This window comes from Streptomyces sp. NPDC059743 (assembly GCF_042732975.1).
In the GTDB taxonomy this organism is placed as follows: domain Bacteria; phylum Actinomycetota; class Actinomycetes; order Streptomycetales; family Streptomycetaceae; genus Streptomyces.
This window is the reverse complement of record NZ_JBHWGS010000005.1, coordinates 452,000-468,527: the sequence shown is the minus strand read 5'-3', so window position 1 is coordinate 468,527 and position 16,528 is coordinate 452,000. Positions and strand designations below refer to the sequence as shown.

Annotated in this window: 13 protein-coding genes; 11 read left to right on the top strand and 2 right to left on the bottom strand. The window is 68.0% G+C overall.

Annotated elements, in window-relative coordinates; all coding sequences use genetic code 11:
* Positions 1 to 217: 217 nt before the first annotated feature.
* The 10 genes from rplU (at position 218) to ACFV6H_RS12540 (ending at position 12,056) form a co-directional block, all read left to right on the top strand.
* Positions 218 to 538, top strand: coding sequence for a 50S ribosomal protein L21 (rplU, locus tag ACFV6H_RS12585; RefSeq protein ID WP_046498608.1), 321 nt, complete (start codon positions 218 to 220; stop codon positions 536 to 538).
* Between the two features lie 14 nt (positions 539 to 552).
* A complete protein-coding gene (gene rpmA, locus ACFV6H_RS12580) occupies positions 553 to 810 on the top strand; it encodes a 50S ribosomal protein L27 (protein ID WP_093604510.1) in 258 nt (85 codons plus the stop codon).
* Positions 811 to 927: 117 nt separating this feature from the next.
* Complete coding sequence (gene obgE / locus ACFV6H_RS12575; protein ID WP_385541013.1) at positions 928 to 2,364, top strand: GTPase ObgE; 1,437 nt, start codon at positions 928 to 930, stop codon at positions 2,362 to 2,364.
* 265 nt (positions 2,365 to 2,629) lie between these two features.
* Positions 2,630 to 4,135, top strand: a complete 1,506-nt coding sequence (locus ACFV6H_RS12570; protein WP_385541011.1) for an SDR family NAD(P)-dependent oxidoreductase — start codon at positions 2,630 to 2,632, stop codon at positions 4,133 to 4,135.
* 134 nt (positions 4,136 to 4,269) lie between these two features.
* Complete coding sequence (locus ACFV6H_RS12565; protein ID WP_385541009.1) at positions 4,270 to 6,381, top strand: hypothetical protein; 2,112 nt, start codon at positions 4,270 to 4,272, stop codon at positions 6,379 to 6,381.
* A 371-nt stretch (positions 6,382 to 6,752) separates the two neighbouring features.
* A complete protein-coding gene (locus ACFV6H_RS12560) occupies positions 6,753 to 7,994 on the top strand; it encodes a glycosyltransferase family 2 protein (RefSeq protein ID WP_385541007.1) in 1,242 nt (413 codons plus the stop codon).
* 238 nt (positions 7,995 to 8,232) lie between these two features.
* Positions 8,233 to 9,300 (top strand): glucose-1-phosphate thymidylyltransferase, encoded by a 1,068-nt coding sequence (locus ACFV6H_RS12555; protein ID WP_385541005.1) that lies wholly within the window; start codon positions 8,233 to 8,235, stop codon positions 9,298 to 9,300.
* Positions 9,297 to 10,283 (top strand): dTDP-glucose 4,6-dehydratase, encoded by a 987-nt coding sequence (rfbB, locus tag ACFV6H_RS12550; protein ID WP_385541003.1) that lies wholly within the window; start codon positions 9,297 to 9,299, stop codon positions 10,281 to 10,283. The genes ACFV6H_RS12555 and rfbB overlap by 4 nt, the downstream gene beginning before the upstream one ends.
* On the top strand, positions 10,280 to 11,179 hold the full coding sequence (gene rfbD, locus ACFV6H_RS12545) for a dTDP-4-dehydrorhamnose reductase (RefSeq protein WP_385541001.1): 900 nt from the start codon (positions 10,280 to 10,282) through the stop codon (positions 11,177 to 11,179). Before rfbB ends, rfbD begins: the two co-directional genes overlap by 4 nt.
* An 82-nt stretch (positions 11,180 to 11,261) precedes the next feature.
* Positions 11,262 to 12,056 carry a class I SAM-dependent methyltransferase gene (locus ACFV6H_RS12540; RefSeq protein WP_384792239.1) on the top strand — a complete coding sequence of 265 codons (795 nt, stop codon included), beginning with the start codon at positions 11,262 to 11,264 and terminating at the stop codon, positions 12,054 to 12,056.
* A gap of 94 nt (positions 12,057 to 12,150) precedes the next feature.
* Here ACFV6H_RS12540 and rfbC read toward each other — a convergent pair whose 3' ends face one another.
* Together rfbC and ACFV6H_RS12530 are read right to left on the bottom strand one after the other, a co-directional pair.
* The gene (gene rfbC, locus ACFV6H_RS12535; RefSeq protein WP_385540999.1) at positions 12,151 to 12,750 is read right to left on the bottom strand and encodes a dTDP-4-dehydrorhamnose 3,5-epimerase; all 600 of its coding nucleotides are present in this window, start codon (positions 12,748 to 12,750) and stop codon (positions 12,151 to 12,153) included.
* Between the two features lie 100 nt (positions 12,751 to 12,850).
* Positions 12,851 to 14,869, bottom strand: a complete 2,019-nt coding sequence (locus ACFV6H_RS12530; RefSeq protein WP_385540997.1) for a glycosyltransferase family 2 protein — start codon at positions 14,867 to 14,869, stop codon at positions 12,851 to 12,853.
* 549 nt (positions 14,870 to 15,418) lie between these two features.
* Here ACFV6H_RS12530 and proB point away from each other — a divergent pair.
* Positions 15,419 to 16,525 carry a glutamate 5-kinase gene (gene proB / locus ACFV6H_RS12525; RefSeq protein WP_385541066.1) on the top strand — a complete coding sequence of 369 codons (1,107 nt, stop codon included), beginning with the start codon at positions 15,419 to 15,421 and terminating at the stop codon, positions 16,523 to 16,525.
* Positions 16,526 to 16,528: the final 3 nt, after the last annotated feature.

Sequence of the window (16,528 nt, the reverse complement as noted above, 5' to 3'; positions counted from 1 at the left end):
CCGCAGTGGCGGTCCGTCCGGCGCCGGACCTGGTTTGACCCCCTGCACAGGCGGCCCGTACTCTAAACCTTCGGCGTGTTCCAATGCGCGCCCACTCCTGAGCACTCACCTCCCGGCTTCCGGGGGAGGCCGCTCGTCCTGTCAGGATCGTCATGGGCCCCGGCCCGTGCGGGCGGCTGGCATCAGGAGTTCCGTTCCGAGCGAGAGTGAGATCCGCGTGTACGCCATCGTGCGCAGCGGTGGCCGCCAGCACAAGGTTGCTGTCGGTGACATCGTTGAGGTTGACAAGATTTCCACCGCCAAGGTCGGCGACACAGTGGAGCTCAGGACCCTGCTCGTGGTCGACGGCGATGCCGTGACCAGCGACCCGTGGGTGCTGGACGGCATCAAGGTCACGGCCGAGGTCGTGGACCACCACAAGGGCGCGAAGATCGACATCCTTCGCTACAAGAACAAGACCGGCTACCGCCGTCGCCAGGGTCACCGTCAGCAGTACACGGCGATCAAGGTCACCGGTATCCCCGCGGCTGCGAAGTAAGGGACTGAGGAGACATGGCACACAAGAAGGGCGCATCGTCCACTCGGAACGGGCGCGACTCGAATGCTCAGCGGCTCGGCGTGAAGCGCTTCGGCGGTCAGGTCGTCAACGCCGGTGAGATCCTCGTCCGCCAGCGCGGCACGCACTTCCACCCGGGCTCCGGCGTCGGCCGTGGCGGCGACGACACGCTGTTCGCGCTGAACGCCGGTGCGGTGCAGTTCGGCACCAGCCGTGGCCGTAACGTCGTGAACATCGTTCCGGTCGCCGAGTAGTCAGGCACCCGTAGAGCGGTTTTCTCGCGAGGGCGGACCTCACTTCCCGGCCGGGAAGCGGGTCCGCCTTTCGCGTGTTCCACCGAAGACATTTCCGTACGTACTGGAGGCAATCCCATGACCACCTTCGTGGACCGCGTCGAGCTGCATGTCGCCGCGGGTAGCGGAGGCCACGGCTGCGCCTCCGTACACCGTGAGAAGTTCAAGCCGCTGGGCGGTCCCGACGGCGGCAACGGCGGCCGTGGCGGCGATGTCATCCTCGTCGTCGACCAGTCCGTGACGACCTTGCTCGACTATCACCACTCGCCGCACCGCAAGGCCACCAACGGCAAGCCGGGCGAGGGCGGAAACCGCTCGGGCAAGGACGGACAGGACCTGGTCCTGCCGGTGCCCGACGGCACGGTCGTCCTGGACAAGCACGGCACCGTACTCGCCGATCTGGTCGGACAGGGCACCACGTATGTCGCCGCCGAGGGCGGCCGTGGCGGTCTCGGCAACGCCGCGCTGGCCTCGGCCCGCCGCAAGGCACCGGGCTTCGCACTGCTCGGCGTGCCGGGCCAGGCCGGTGATGTCGTGCTGGAGCTGAAGACGGTCGCGGATGTGGCGCTGGTGGGCTATCCGAGCGCTGGCAAGTCCTCGCTGATCTCCGTGCTCTCGGCGGCCAAGCCGAAGATCGCGGACTATCCGTTCACCACGCTGGTGCCCAATCTGGGTGTGGTCACGGCCGGTTCGACCGTCTACACCATCGCGGACGTGCCCGGACTGATCCCGGGCGCCAGCCAGGGCCGTGGTCTGGGGCTGGAGTTCCTGCGCCATGTCGAGCGCTGCTCGGTGCTCGTGCATGTGCTGGACACGGCCACGCTGGAGTCCGACCGCGATCCGCTCACCGACCTCGATGTCATCGAGGAGGAGCTGAAGCAGTACGGCGGTCTGGGCGACCGGCCCCGGGTCGTCGTCCTCAACAAGATCGACATCCCGGACGGCCAGGATCTCGCCGAGATGATCAGGCCCGATCTCGAACGGCGCGGCTACCGTGTCTTCGAGGCGTCGGCCGTGGCCCGTACCGGGCTCAAGGAACTGTCGTTCGCGCTCGCCGAGGTGGTCGCCAAGGCCCGTGCCGACCGGCCGAAGGAGGAAGCGACGCGGATCGTCATCCGTCCGAAGGCCGTCGACGACACCGGCTTCACCGTCACCCTGGAGGACGACGGGATCTACCGGGTGCGCGGCGAGAAGCCCGAACGCTGGGTGCGCCAGACCGACTTCAGCAACGACGAGGCCGTCGGCTATCTCGCGGACCGGCTCAGCCGCCTCGGTGTCGAGGACGCGTTGATGAAGGCCGGTGCGCGCACGGGTGACGGTGTGGCCATCGGCGGCGAGGACGACGCGGTCGTCTTCGACTGGGAGCCCACGATGATGGCGGGCGCGGAGATGCTCGGCCGCCGTGGTGAGGACCACCGGCTGGAGGCGCCGCGCCCGGCCGCGCAGCGGCGCAGGGACCGGGACGCCGAGCGGGACGACGCGCAGAAGGAGTACGACGCGTTCGAGCCCTTCTAGGACGAACCGGCAGTCGGCCGTACAGGCAGGAACCGGCACTGGCCGTACAGGCCACGGGGCGGTCATGGCGTTTTCGCCGTGGCCGCCCCTTTCGTGTGGTTTCCCTCACGCCCGCCTTCCGGCGCGGGTTCGCGGGTGTACTAGTGTTCCCAGGTGAATCAGGGGTTGCGTACCGATGTCGCAGGGCTGTGGTCCACCTTGCAAGAGGATTGCCGCGGGTGGGACCATCGCCTCATCCTCTGAGCCCGCAAGGTAGGTCAGTTCTGTGTCTCCAACTTCCGCGCCGCCCGCGAAGCCCCGTACCACCGCAGTCGTCCTGGCGGGCGGCACCGGTCAGCGTGTGGGTCTGTCGATCCCGAAGCAGTTGCTGAAGATCGCGGGGAAGGCGGTCATCGAGCACACACTGTCGGTCTTCGAGCGGAGCGACTCGATCGACGAGGTGATCGTGCTGATGGCCCCGGGCTATGTGCCCGATGTGGAGAAGATCGTTGCGAAGGCCGGACTGGCCAAGGTCAGCAGGATCATCGAGGGCGGCGCGACCCGGAACGAGACCACCGAGCGCGCCATCGCGGCCCTGGGCGAGGGCCTGGCGGCGGGCGAGGACCGCAATGTGCTCTTCCATGACGCCGTGCGCCCGCTGCTGTCCCAGCATGTGATCAAGGACTGTGTGGACGCGCTGGAGCGCTACCAGGCCGTGGATGTGGCGATCCCGTCCGCGGACACGATCATCGTGACCCGTACGCACGGCGAGGACGGCGAGTTCATCACGGACGTGCCCGACCGGTCCCGGCTGCGGCGCGGCCAGACGCCGCAGGCGTTCAAGCTCTCCACCATCCGCAGGGCGTACGAGATCGCCGCCGGCGATCCCAACTTCCAGGCGACCGACGACTGTTCGGTGGTGCTGAGGTATCTGCCGGATGTGCCGATCCATGTCGTGGCGGGCGACGAGTTCAATATGAAGGTGACGCAGCCGGTCGATGTCTTCATCGCCGACAAGCTCTTCCAGCTCGCCTCCTCCGCCGCTCCTCAGCAGTCCTCCGACGACTCCTACCGCGAGCTGCTCGCCGGTAGGACGCTGGTCGTCTTCGGCGGCTCGTACGGTATCGGCGCGGACATCGCCCAGCTCGCCGAGAGCTTCGGCGCCACGGTGTACGCGCTCGGACGCTCCACGACCGGTACGCATGTCGAGAACCCGGAGCATGTCGACGACGCGCTCTCGCGCGCCTACGGCGAGACCGGCCGTATCGATTACGTGATCAACACCGCGGGCGTGCTGCGTATCGGCAAGCTGGCCGAGACGGACAACACCACCATTCAGGAAGCGCTGAACGTCAACTATCTCGCGCCGGTGCAGATCGCCCGCGCCTCGTACAAATACCTGGCCGAGACCAAGGGCCAGCTGCTGCTCTACACCTCCAGCAGTTACACGCGAGGCCGCGCCGAATACAGCCTGTACTCCTCCACGAAGGCGGCCATGGTGAATCTCACCCAGGCCCTCTCCGACGAATGGGCGGGCGACGGAATCCGGGTCAATTGTGTGAATCCGGAGCGCACGGCCACACCGATGCGCACCAAGGCGTTCGGCCAGGAGCCCGAAGGCTCGCTGCTGTCCTCCGAGGCGGTCGCCAGGACCTCCCTCGATGTGCTGCTCTCCGAGCTGACCGGCCATGTCATCGACGTACGCCAGCAGGACCCGACGCGTGGCGCCTCCGAGGCCTCCGACTTCGAGCAGGCACTCGCCGCCGTACTGGACCGTCAGGAAGATGTGTAATAATTCCTGACAATCTCTGATACGGGCCTCTGTGGTCGCCGACGTGCGAATCACGGAGGCCCGAGTTCGTCAGATCCCTTCTTCACAATTCCCTTGCAAGGTCAACAGCAGGCACGGTCTGGAGCAGGTTTTCCGTGATTTCGACAGCCATTCGCTTGGCCCGGGTGGGCAGCGGATCAGAGCTGGCAGCCGCACTACTTCTGGGAATCGCATTCCCGTGCGTCATGCTCGCCGCGATAATTCCGCATCTCTGGCTCTTCGCGGTGTCGGCCGCGGTGACCTATCTCGCGGACACTTTCCTGCATCAGCGCGGCAGCTATCTGGTGAACCGGCTGGCCAAGGTCCGCGCGGGTCTGTCGATCCGCTTTCTGATCCGGCAGATGCTGCTGGTGCTGCTGGTCGCGCGCTCCGGGCTCGGCCAGGACCGGATCTTCTATGTGACCGTGGTCGCGGTGCTGGTGTTCTACGGGCTCCAGGCACCGCACGGCGCGATCGTCACCCTGCTCAGGCTGCGCCGCAGACTGCCCGTGGTCACCCGCAACATCGACCTCGGCGCCATCCGGATCCCGGACGCGCCGCCGCCGTGGCTGCTCAACCGCTCCGCCGAGAAGATGCTCCATCTGGATGTCTTCGCCATGGTGGGAGTGCTGCTCGCCCTGGAGACCCGGGAGAACCTCTACGGCTACGCGGGCCTCGGCCTCTCGGTGCTCCTCGCCGTCGGCTATGTCGTGGCCCTGCTGCCGTATCTGCGCCCGAGCCGGCTCGTACCGTCCGCCGAGAAGGTGCTGAAGGCGGTGGACGGCTGGCTGGCCGACTACAAGCCGACCGTGATGCTCTACTTCTCCGGCTCCAAGGAGTCCGCGTACCAGGTCAACATGTGGCTGGAGACGATGGACCAGCTCGAAGGACGGCCGCTGATCGTCCTGCGTGAGCGGGTGATAGCGCAGCAGCTCGGCCCGACGGCCGTACCGGTGCTCTGTGTGCCCGGCGGTGTCCATCTGATGAATCTGGATCTGTCGACCGTACGGGTCGCGCTCTACGCGGCCAACGTCGGCAAGAACATCCATATGCTGCGCGTCCCGACCATGCGGCATGTCTTCATCGGGCACGGCGACAGCGACAAGCTCGCCAGTGTCAATCCGTTCAGCAAGGCGTACGACGAGGTGTGGACCGCGGGCCGGGCCGGGCGCGACCGCTACGCGCTGGCCGATGTCGGAGTGCGCGACGAGGACATCGTGGAGGTGGGCCGTCCGCAGCTCGCCCCGATCGAGCCGGCGAGCGGCTCCGGCTCCACGCGCAATCCGATCCCGACGGTGCTCTACGCGCCCACCTGGGAGGGCTGGGACGACAGCCCGGGCAACACCTCACTGCTGCTGGCCGGCGAGAACATCGTCAAGCGGCTGCTGTCGGCGCAGCGGCCGGTCAGGGTGCTCTACAAGCCGCATCCCTTCACCGGTACGCGCAGCGCCAAAGCGAAGGCCGTGCACGAGCGGATCGTCGCGCTGGTGGAGAAGGCCGCCGCCGAGCGCGCCACCGATGCCCGCTGGGCCGGGCGGAGCACGGAGCCCGGCACCGAGCGGAGTACGGCACGGGCCGAGCTGGCCCGGATCGAGGCACGGCTGAGCGAGCTGTCCGGAGTGGCGGACGCGAGCCGGGACGAGGCGGAGGAGTCGCGTGACGCCAAGGCCGATCCGGCGCGGCAGGCGGAGCTGACCCGGCTGCGGGACGAGTGGAACACCGCGTACTGGCGCTCCTTCGGCTGGTGGGAGCACCGTGTCATCGCCGGCGCCGAGCCACGGCTGTACGACTGCTTCAACGAGTCGGACGCGATGGTCTCGGACATCTCCAGTGTGGTGTCGGACTTCATCGCCAGCGGCAAGCCGTACGCGGTCACCGACTCGGCGGGCCTCGGCGCGGAGGAGTTCAAGCGGCAGAACACCGCCGTACGGGCCGCCGTGATCCTCTCCAACAGCGCCAAGGAACTGGACCAGTTGCTCGACGCGGTGACCGATCCGGCCGCCGACCGGCTGGCGGCGGACCGCCGTGAGCTGAAGCGGTATCTGCTGGGTCCCGACGAGCCGTCCTCGATCGAGCAGTTCAACGCGGCGGCGCGCGCGCTGGCGGCGAAGGCCCAGGCGCGCAACGTCGGTGTGGAACAGCGGCTGGCAGGGCCCGAGGAGGCCGCCGCGGCGCCGGACGACTCCGCTCCCGAGAGCAACGATCTGGACTCGCCGGTACGGGGCTGAGTCCACGGCCGGTTTTTCAGCGGCGGTTAGGCCGTGTCTGACAAATAGCGTCGTCCGCCCGCAGGGCGGGGCCCACGGCGTCTGGTGCGTGCGATCGCAAGGCGGAGGGTCATCCTCGTACTGGACGTACTTGGATGATCCCGACAACGCGGCGAGCGTGCGTGCCAGGCGTCGTGAGCCAGACGGGATTTGTCAGACACGGCCTAGAGTGGTCAGGCCCGGCAGGGCGTCTTCGGACGCGCTGCCGGGCCTTTTCCGTAAGGGAGTTGAGTGTCGCTCCGGCGCGGCGAACGCCAACTGTGATGCGCATCACGGATACTGGAGATCGTGACAAGACAACCAACATCCGATGCCGATTGTCTTGATTTTCGATGAACGAAAAGCAAGTTCCTGATGTAAGCGTGATCGTCGGGGCGTATGAGGCGATGCCTTATCTGATCCGCTGCCTGGAATCGGTGGAGGCCCAGACGTTAGGCGCCGACCGGATCGAGATCGTTGCCATCGACGACGGTTCGACCGACGGCACGGGCGAGTATCTGGAGAAATTCGCGGCGTGCACCGACATCCCGACCAGAGTGGTGCGACAGGCCAATTCGGGCGGTCCCAGCGGGCCGCGCAATGTCGGTCTGGGACTGGCCAGAGGGCGCTATGTGTTCTTCCTCGACGCCGACGACTACTTCGGCGAGGAAGCGCTGGAGCGCATGGTGACCATGGCGGACCGCGCCGGTACAGATGTGGTGCTCGGCAAGATCGTGGGCGTGAACCGAGGCGCTCCTGGCTCGATGTGGACCCGTACGGCCGACCGCGTGGACATCTACAGCTCACAGGTGATCTTCACACTGAGCGCACAGAAGCTCTTCCGGCGCGAGCTGCTCGAACGGCTCGGGCTGCGCTTCGACGAGACGCTCAAGACCGGCGAGGATGCCCTCTTCACGATGGAGGCGTATATCCGGGGCAAGGGCGTCTCGGTGATCTCCGACTACATCTGTTACTACCTCGTCGGCCGCGACGACGGCAAGCATGTGACCAAGACCGGCGGTTACGCGCTGCGGTTCGAGGCCACGGGCGCCCTCATGGCGCTCATCGCCGAACTGGTGCCGACGGGCCCCAAGCGCGACCGAATGATGGTCAGACCTTTTACGGTCGGGCTGATCCAGCAGTTCGCCCACGGGCTCATGAAGCAGCCGGAGGAGATCCAGCGCCACAAGATGGAGCTGGCCGCGCCGCTGATGGCCCGCTACTGGACTCCCGCGGTGGCCAGACGTATCAAGGTCGGCGAGCGGCTGCGGCTGGAGTGTGTCGCCCTGGGGCGGCTCGATCTGCTCCGGGACATGCTCGACTTCATCAAGGCCGAGACCAGGCCGGAGGTGGTCCGTAAGGGCCGCGCCGGTACGCCGTATCTCGCCTTCCCGCACTTCGGTGACCACTCGACCGGCCTCAAGGACGTCTCGTACGAGGTCACCGTGCCCGACTGGGTGGGCAGACCGGGCCTGGAGCGTATCGAGGCGCCCAGGGCCGCGCGCCGGCGCAAGTCGCTGCTGATCCGGGTGGCACGGCGGATGCGTACGCGCGTACGCACCCGGTGGACGCGTTACGCGCTGCCGTCGTCCTGAGGGCGCCGGTACCCGCCCGTACACGCGCCGGCACACGCCCGTACACATCTGCGTGCGCCCGCACACACGGCTGAATCGGGGCGCACGCTCAAGCGCCATTCCAGGCCTGAACTATCCGGTCAAGGTGTCCAGAGACGGGCCGTGCCGGAAATCGTAGGTAAAATCACGCTGTCGGGCGACGCCCGGACAGCATCGGACATCTTCAGCAATCGGACATCTTCAGCATGGGATAGGGATCGTGAAGGCTCTCGTACTGTCCGGCGGGGCGGGCACCCGTCTACGCCCCATCACCCACACCTCCGCGAAACAGCTCGTACCCGTGGCGAACAAGCCGGTGCTCTTCTACGGCCTGGAGGCCATCGCCGAGGCGGGCATCACCGAGGTCGGCGTCATCGTCGGCGACACCGCGGCGGAGATCCGCGAGGCGGTCGGCGACGGCTCCCAGTTCGGGATAAAGGTCACCTATCTCCAGCAGGACGCGCCGCTCGGGCTGGCGCACGCCGTCCTCATCGCCCGTGACTTCCTCGGCGACGACGACTTCGTGATGTACCTCGGTGACAACTTCATCGTCGGCGGTATCAGCGGACTGGTCGACGGCTTCCGCCGGGAGCGGCCCGACGCGCAGATCCTGCTCACCAAGGTGCCCAACCCGACCTCCTTCGGTGTGGCCGAACTCGACGCCGAGGGCCGGGTGGTGGCCCTGGAGGAGAAGCCGAAGGAACCCAAGAGCGACCTCGCGCTCGTCGGTGTCTATCTGTTCACTCCGGCCGTCCATGAGGCCGTGCGCTCCATCGAGCCCTCCTGGCGCGGTGAGCTGGAGATCACCCATGCCATCCAGTGGCTGATCGACCAGGACCGCGACGTCCGCTCCACGACCATCTCCGGGTACTGGAAGGACACCGGCAATGTCGCCGACATGCTGGAGGTCAACCGCTCGGTGCTGGAGACCGTCGAGCCGTGCCGCGACGGATCCGTGGACGAGGCGACGGAGATCATAGGGCGGGTCAGGATCGAGGAGGGCGCGCGCGTCACCCGCAGCCGGATCGTGGGTCCCGCGATCATCGGCGCGGGCACGGTGATCAGCGACGCCTATATCGGTCCCTTCACCTCGGTCTCCGAGGGCTGCCGGATCGAGGACAGCGAGATCGAGTACTCCATCGTTCTGCGAGGCTCCTCCCTCACCGGTGTACGCCGGGTGGAGGCGTCGCTGATCGGCCGCGATGTCGAGATCACCCCCGCTCCCCGCAATCCGTCCGCCCACCGACTCGTCCTCGGCGACCACAGCAAGGTGCAGATCTCTTCATGACCCACAGGATTCTTGTGACCGGCGGTGCCGGTTTCATCGGCTCGCACTATGTCCGTACGGTCCTCGGGCCCCAGGGCCCCGGCGATGTCGAGCTGACGGTGCTCGACAAGCTCACCTATGCGGGCAACCCGGCCAATCTCGATCCGGTCCGCGACCATTCCGGATTCGCCTTCGTCCAGGGCGACATCTGCGACGCCGAGCTGGTCGCCAAGCTGATGGCCGAGCATGACCAGGTGGTGCACTTCGCCGCCGAGTCGCATGTGGACCGCTCCATCGACGGCGGCGCCGAGTTCGTCCGTACGAATGTGGTCGGCACCCACACCCTGATCGACGCCGCGCACCGCGCCGGTGTGAAGACCTTCGTGCATATCTCCACCGACGAGGTCTACGGCTCCATCGAAGAGGGCTCCTGGCCGGAGACCCATCCGCTGGAGCCCAACTCGCCCTACTCCTCGGCCAAGGCGTCCAGCGATCTGATCGCTCTGTCGTACCACCGCACGCATGGCCTCGATGTGCGGGTGACGCGCTGCTCCAACAACTACGGGCACCACCACTTCCCGGAGAAGGTCATCCCGCTCTTCATCACCAATCTGCTGGACGGCAAGAAGGTCCCGCTGTACGGCGACGGCGGCAATGTCCGCGACTGGCTGCACATCGATGATCATGTCCAGGGCATCGAGCTGGTCCGTACGAAGGGCCGGGCCGGGCAGGTCTACAACATCGGCGGCGGCACGGAGCTCTCCAACAAGGAGCTGACCGGGCTGCTGCTGGAGGCCTGCGGAGCCGACTGGGACACCAGCGTCGAGTACGTCACCGACCGCAAGGGCCACGACCGCCGCTACAGCGTCGACTGCGCCAAGATCCGTACGGAGCTGGGATACGCGCCTCGCAAGGACTTCGCCACGGGCCTCGCGGAGACCGTGGCGTGGTACCGCGACAACCGAGCCTGGTGGGAGCCGCTGAAGGGACGTGCGGCGCTGTGAGCGGCTGGCTCGTCACCGGCGCCGGCGGGATGCTGGGCCGGGATCTGCTGGCACGGCTCGCCGCGGCGGGAGAGCGCGCGGCCGGTCTGGACCGTAGCGCGCTGGACATCACCGACGCCGGCGCGGTCCGTGCGGCGCTGGAGACCTACGCGCCGGCCGTGGTGGTCAACTGCGCGGCCTGGACGGCCGTGGACGACGCCGAGGCCAAGGAGGCCGAGGCGCTGGCGGTCAACGGCACCGGGCCCCGGGTCCTCGCCGAGGCCTGCGCCGCCTCGGGCGCCGTACTGATCCAGGTCTCCACGGACTATGTCTTCGCCGGTGACGGACAGACGCCGTACGGAGAGTACGACGCCACCGGCCCGCGCAGCGCCTATGGCCGCACCAAGCTGGCCGGCGAGCGCGCGGTGCTCGACACCCTGCCGGGGACCGGATATGTGGTCCGTACGGCCTGGCTGTACGGAGCGGGCGGCGGGAACTTCGTCCGCACGATGATCAAGCTGGAGTCCGTCAAGGACACCCTGGACGTGGTGGACGACCAGCGCGGCCAGCCGACCTGGACCGGCGATCTCGCGGAGCTGCTGGTACGGCTCGGCGCGGCGGCGCTCGAAGGAGTGGCCGAGCCGGGGGTCTATCACGGCACCAGCGGCGGCGAGACGACCTGGTTCGGCTTCACCCGGGAGATCTTCCGGCTGCTCGGAGCGGACCCGGAGCGGGTCCGTCCGACGACCAGCGAGGCCTTCGTACGGCCCGCGCCTCGGCCCGCGTACAGCGTGCTGGGACACGAGCGGTGGAAGCGGGCCGGGATCGAGCCGATCAGGGAGTGGCGGGCGGCCCTGGAAGAGGCGTTTCCCGCCTTGGTTGCGGTAGAGCGCCAATCGGGTGTTACTGGCCGGTAGATGTTTACGTGCAACCGCCGTTCCCACTAAGTTCACTGAGAATCAATCCCCAATTTTTGATTCTCAGTGAAGGGCCCCTTACGTGGATCGCCACGGCTTCCTGCGCCAACTGCACCGTGTGTACAAACCCCGCAACTATCTGGAAATCGGGGTCAATGACGGGCGCAGCCTGGCACTGTCCCGGGTTCCGTCGGTGGCTGTCGACCCGGCGTTCCGGGTTGTCACGGACATCAGCTGCGATGTCCATCTGGTCAAGGCCACCAGCGATGACTTCTTCGCCCGCAAGGATCCTCTGATCCATCTGCGCAACGGCCGCAATCCGTTCCGTGCGCTGGCCCGCCGGGACCCGGTCAATCTCCTCGGCGGCGACCCGAAGCTGGAGCTGTCGTTCATCGACGGCATGCACCTCTTCGAGTACGCGCTGCGCGACTTCATGAATGTGGAGAAGCACTCCCGCTGGTCCAGCGTGATCGTCCTGGACGACATGCTGCCGCGCGATGTGGACGAGGCGGCGCGCGACCGGCACACCAAGTTCTGGGCGGGCGACGTCTACAAGGTCGCCCAGGTGCTGCGGCGCTTCCGTCCCGATCTGCTGGTGGTCGATGTCGACACCGAGCCGACCGGAGTGGTGGCCATCTTCGGCGCGAATCCCGAGAGCACGGTACTGAAGGACAAGTACGACAAGATCATCGAGGAGTATGTCGTACCGGATCCGCAGAACGTGCCCGACGAGGTGCTGGTCCGCAAGAACGCGGTACGGCCCGAGTCGCTGCTCGGCGCCGGTTTCTGGACGGGCCTGTCGCGCGCCCGTAATCTGCGCCGTCCGCGGTCGGCGTTCGCGCCGCTGCGCAAGCAGATCGAGGCGATCAGCGGCTGAGGCCAAGCACATACGGCAGGGGCCCGAGCGATTCTGGATCGCTCGGGCCCCTGCCGTATCCGGCCGTATGTGGCCGTGTGCGCCCGCGTACGTGTCAGCCGCGGGCGGCCAGTTCGGCGTAGTACGCCCGGCACTCCTCGTACGACGGCAGCAGGCCCTGGGCCTCGGCCTCCGCGAGTGTCGGGGCCTCCGCGTCCTTGTCGGAGAGCAGCGGAGTGATGCCCGACGGCCACTCGATGCCGAGCTCCGGATCCAGCGGATTGATGCCGTGCTCGCGTCCCGGTGCATAGCCCTCGGAGCAGAGATAGACGACGGTCGCATCGTCCGTCAGCGCCATGAACGCATGGCCGAGCCCTTCGGCGAGATAGACCGCGTGATGGTCCACATCGTCCAGCCGTACGGCCTCCCACTGCCGGTACGTCGGAGAGCCCACCCGGATGTCCACGATGACGTCGAGCACCGCGCCGCGCACACACTTCACATACTTGGCCTGGCCGGGAGGCACATCGGCGAAGTGGATCCCGCGCAGCGTGCCGCGGCTGGACACCGAGCAGTTGGCCTGGGCGAGCTGGAGGGAATGGCCGGCCGACGCCGTGAGATCGGAGGCCTTGAACCACTCGTGGAAGCTGCCACGGCTGTCCGGGAAGACCTTCGGTTCCTGGATCCAGGCGCCTTCGACGGAGAGCTGCCGCATGTGATCACGTCCTTGTTCTTGTCGCACGGTGCCGCACGGTGTTCTTGTCGCACGGTGCGTGCTGTTCGGGGGAGACGGAGGGAGGCGCCGCGCCGGCGGGTCAGAAGCGGGCCGCGAGACGGCGTACCTTCTTGCGCGCAGAGGAGGGCAGCCGCCGTACGATCGGCCCGCCCGCCGAGCGCAGCAGCCGCCGCAGGGCCGCCCTGCGGCGCCGTACCGTGACCACCCGTACGAGTGCCGCGTCGACGACGGCCACCTCGCTGCGGTCGAGCCTGATCCGGCCGCCGGCGGCCACGGGCACCTCGCAGAGCGGCAGTTCGGCTCCCTTCGGACCGTCCAGCCGCGCCGACAGCCGCGCCGTGCCGACGGGCAGATCCGCCACACGCGCGGGCACGCCGAGATGTGCCCGGCCGTGGTCGGGACGCAGGGTGGCGGGCAGGGTACGGGTGGTGCCGTCCACGGCGGTCACGATCAGCTCGGCGGCCCGGGAGCCGGACTTGGTGCCGGTGAACACATCGAGCCGCAGCTCGGGCCGGCCGCTGCCGGGCATCCGCCGTACCGGCCGGTCCGCGAGATAGGCGGCGAGCTTCTTGGCGCGGCCCGCGACATCGAGAGTGAGATTGCCGTGCGGATCGGTGAAGTACGGAATGACCGGGCGCGCGGGCGAACCGAGCACCGCGGGCAGGCACTTGGCGTCCACATGCGGCGCGCGGTCGGCGCCGAGCCGGGCCTTCCGTACGAGCCCGAGGCCGCGCAGCGGCACCCAGATGTCCCAGAAGCCGCGGGAGACCCGGCCGCGTCCCTTGGCCGCCTCGCTGGTGACATGGCCCCGGCCGCGCAGCACGACCTCGTAGCTGTCGCCGTCCAGCTTCTCGACCTCGGCCGAGAAGTCGACGGGACACGGCCACTCGACGGCGGTCTCGCGGTTGCGCAGGGACAGTTCGCCCTTGAAGCCGTCCATGTCGCCGGTGATATCGAGGAGTTCACCGGCGGGCAGCAGCCCTTCGGTGATCTCCGGATGCAGGAAGTACCGGTTGTCGCGGCGGACCAGACGCAGCGGTTCCTTGTCCTCGCCATGGACCAGACGGCCCGTCAGCGAGAGCGCGATCCTGCCGTCGGACTCCCAGTCGAAGTCCTCAAGACGGGCGGCGCCCTTGACCGAGGAGGCGAAGCGGGCGACCTTCATCAGCCCTTCGCGGTCGTCGGCGCGCAGCAGGGTGGAGCGCAGCCGCGTCAGCGAGCCGAGCCCTTCGTGCACACCGTCGTTCATGAAGTCCTCGGCGAGCGGGCGGATGGCGTCGACCATCTCGTCCAGATACTCGGGAGTGAACGTGAGCACGCCCGGCTCGCTCAGCCTGCCGAGCATCTCGACGCGGTAGAAGCGGCGCAGCAACCGGTCCCGGAATTCACCCGGTTCGGTGTTGTCCATGACGACCTGGAGGACCTCACGGAGGTTGCCGTAGTAGCCGGACGGCACGAGCTTGGCCGATCCGGCGTTCTGGCCGTCGTCCCGCTTCGAGTAGTAGTAGCAGGTGTAATTCCCGAGGATCGACACGACCTTCGCCGGGAAATACGACTGCATCATGTAGAGCTGGTCCTCAAGGCGCCGCTTGCCCTCGGGATAGGCGATGCCGTTCTCGCGGAGGAACTCCGTACGGAACATCTTGTGCGGCGTGAGGCTGTCGTAGAGCGGTGCGTCGGTCAGATCGCACTTCTCGCGGTTCGTCCTGAACACTCCGTGCGGAACGCCGCGGAAATTCGACGCGACCTTGCCGATCACGATGTCGGAGCCGTTGCGGTGGCCCATCTCGTACAGCCTCCGCAGGGCGTCGGAGGCCAGGTGGTCGTCCTGGTCGAGGAACTGGACGTACTCGCCCTTCGCCTCGGACACACCGATGTTCCTGGGCTTTCCGGGCCAGCCGGAGTTAGGGATATGGATCACCCGGAGGTGAGGGTGTTCGTCCGCCAGTTTGTCCAGCCGGCCGGGAGTGTCGTCCGTTGAACCGTCGTCGACGAACAGCACCTCGAAATCGGCGGCCGGCAGTGTCTGGGCCAGCAGTGAATCGATGCACGGATCGATGTACTTACCCGGGTTGTAAACCGGAATGACGACGCTCACTTTTACTGGCATGTACTGGTGGCCCATCTCGTGTGTGATTGCCCGGCGTGCTACACGGGGGGAAGGGGCGCCGCCGTCGGCGAAGCGAGGGGAGCGCTGCCGAGAGCCAGCCTAACCTCGCTCGGAGCGCGAAGTTTCCCCACCGTTGTCACACCTGACAGACTGCTGTCACCCGCTTCCGGTTGTGCGGAGGCCTGGATTACGTCAAGGAAGCGGGTGCGCGGGCCCTCGTCCCACCCACTGAAAAGGCGTGCCGTCCCCGGGCGTGGCCCGCGTACGCTGACCGGTCGGGAGGCTCCCCGACCGTGGGCCTCCGACGGTGAGCGCGGCGGGCGCGGCGAAGAGCGCGGTGCGGTGCGGCGAAGAAGCGCAGTGAGAGCAGAGGCAGAGCACGTGGCAGCGGCACGGCAGGACGCGGCGGGACGACGGGACGCGGACGCGGCGGGGCAGCCGGAGCCGGTGGATCGCCCGGAGCGGGTGGACGAGCCTCATCGGGTTGACGGGCCTGACCGGGGCGACGGGCCTGAGCCGGCCGGGCGGGCCGAGGTGGTGGCGCAGGCCCGCAGAATCGTCGTCAAGGTCGGCTCCTCCTCGCTCACCACCGCATCCGGGGGACTCGACGCCGACCGTGTCGACGCCCTTGTCGATGTGCTCGCCCAGGTCAGAAGCGGCGGCGAGAAGGAGATCGTGCTGGTCTCCAGCGGTGCCATCGCCGCCGGACTCGCACCGCTCGGGCTGATCCGCCGTCCTCGGGACCTGGCCCGTCAGCAGGCCGCGGCCAGCGTCGGACAAGGGCTGCTGGTCGCCCGTTACACCGCGTCCTTCGCCCGGTACGGCGTACGCGTCGGACAGGTGCTCCTCACCACGGACGACACCAGCCGCCGGGCCCACTACCGCAACGCCTACCGCACGCTCGACCAGCTCCTCGGCATGGGCGCCGTGCCCGTCGTCAACGAGAACGACACGGTCGCCACGGACGAGATCCGGTTCGGCGACAACGACCGGCTGGCCGCCCTCGTCGCCCATCTCGTCCGGGCCGATCTGCTCGTCCTGCTCTCGGACGTCGACGGGCTGTACGACGGCGATCCCAGCAGGCCCGGCACCACCAGGATCGCCGAGGTGCGCGGTCCCGCCGATCTGGCGGGCGTCTCCCTCGGCAGCGCGGGCAAGGCGGGGCTCGGCACCGGCGGCATGGTCACCAAGGTCGAGGCCGCCGCGATCGCCACCGAGGCCGGTGTCCCGGTGGTGCTGACCTCGGCCAGCCACGCCGCCGACGGTCTCGCGGGCCGCGACACCGGTACGTACTTCCACCGCACGGGACGCCGCTCCGCGGGCCGGCTGCTCTGGCTCGCGCACGCCTCCACTCCGCAGGGCGCGCTCACACTGGACGACGGTGCCGTACGGGCAGTCGTCCAGCGGCGCACCTCGCTGCTGCCCGCCGGGATCGCCGCCGTGGAGGGCGAGTTCAGCGCCGGCGACCCGGTCGAGCTCCGGGACACCGAGGGCCGCGCCGTCGCCCGCGGGCTGGTCAACTTCGACGCGAAGGAGATCCCGCAGCTCCTCGGCCGCTCCACCCGGGAGCTCGCGCGCGAACTGGGTCCCGCCTATGAGCGCGAGGTCGTACACAGAGACGATCTGGTCATCCTGCGTCCCTGACCG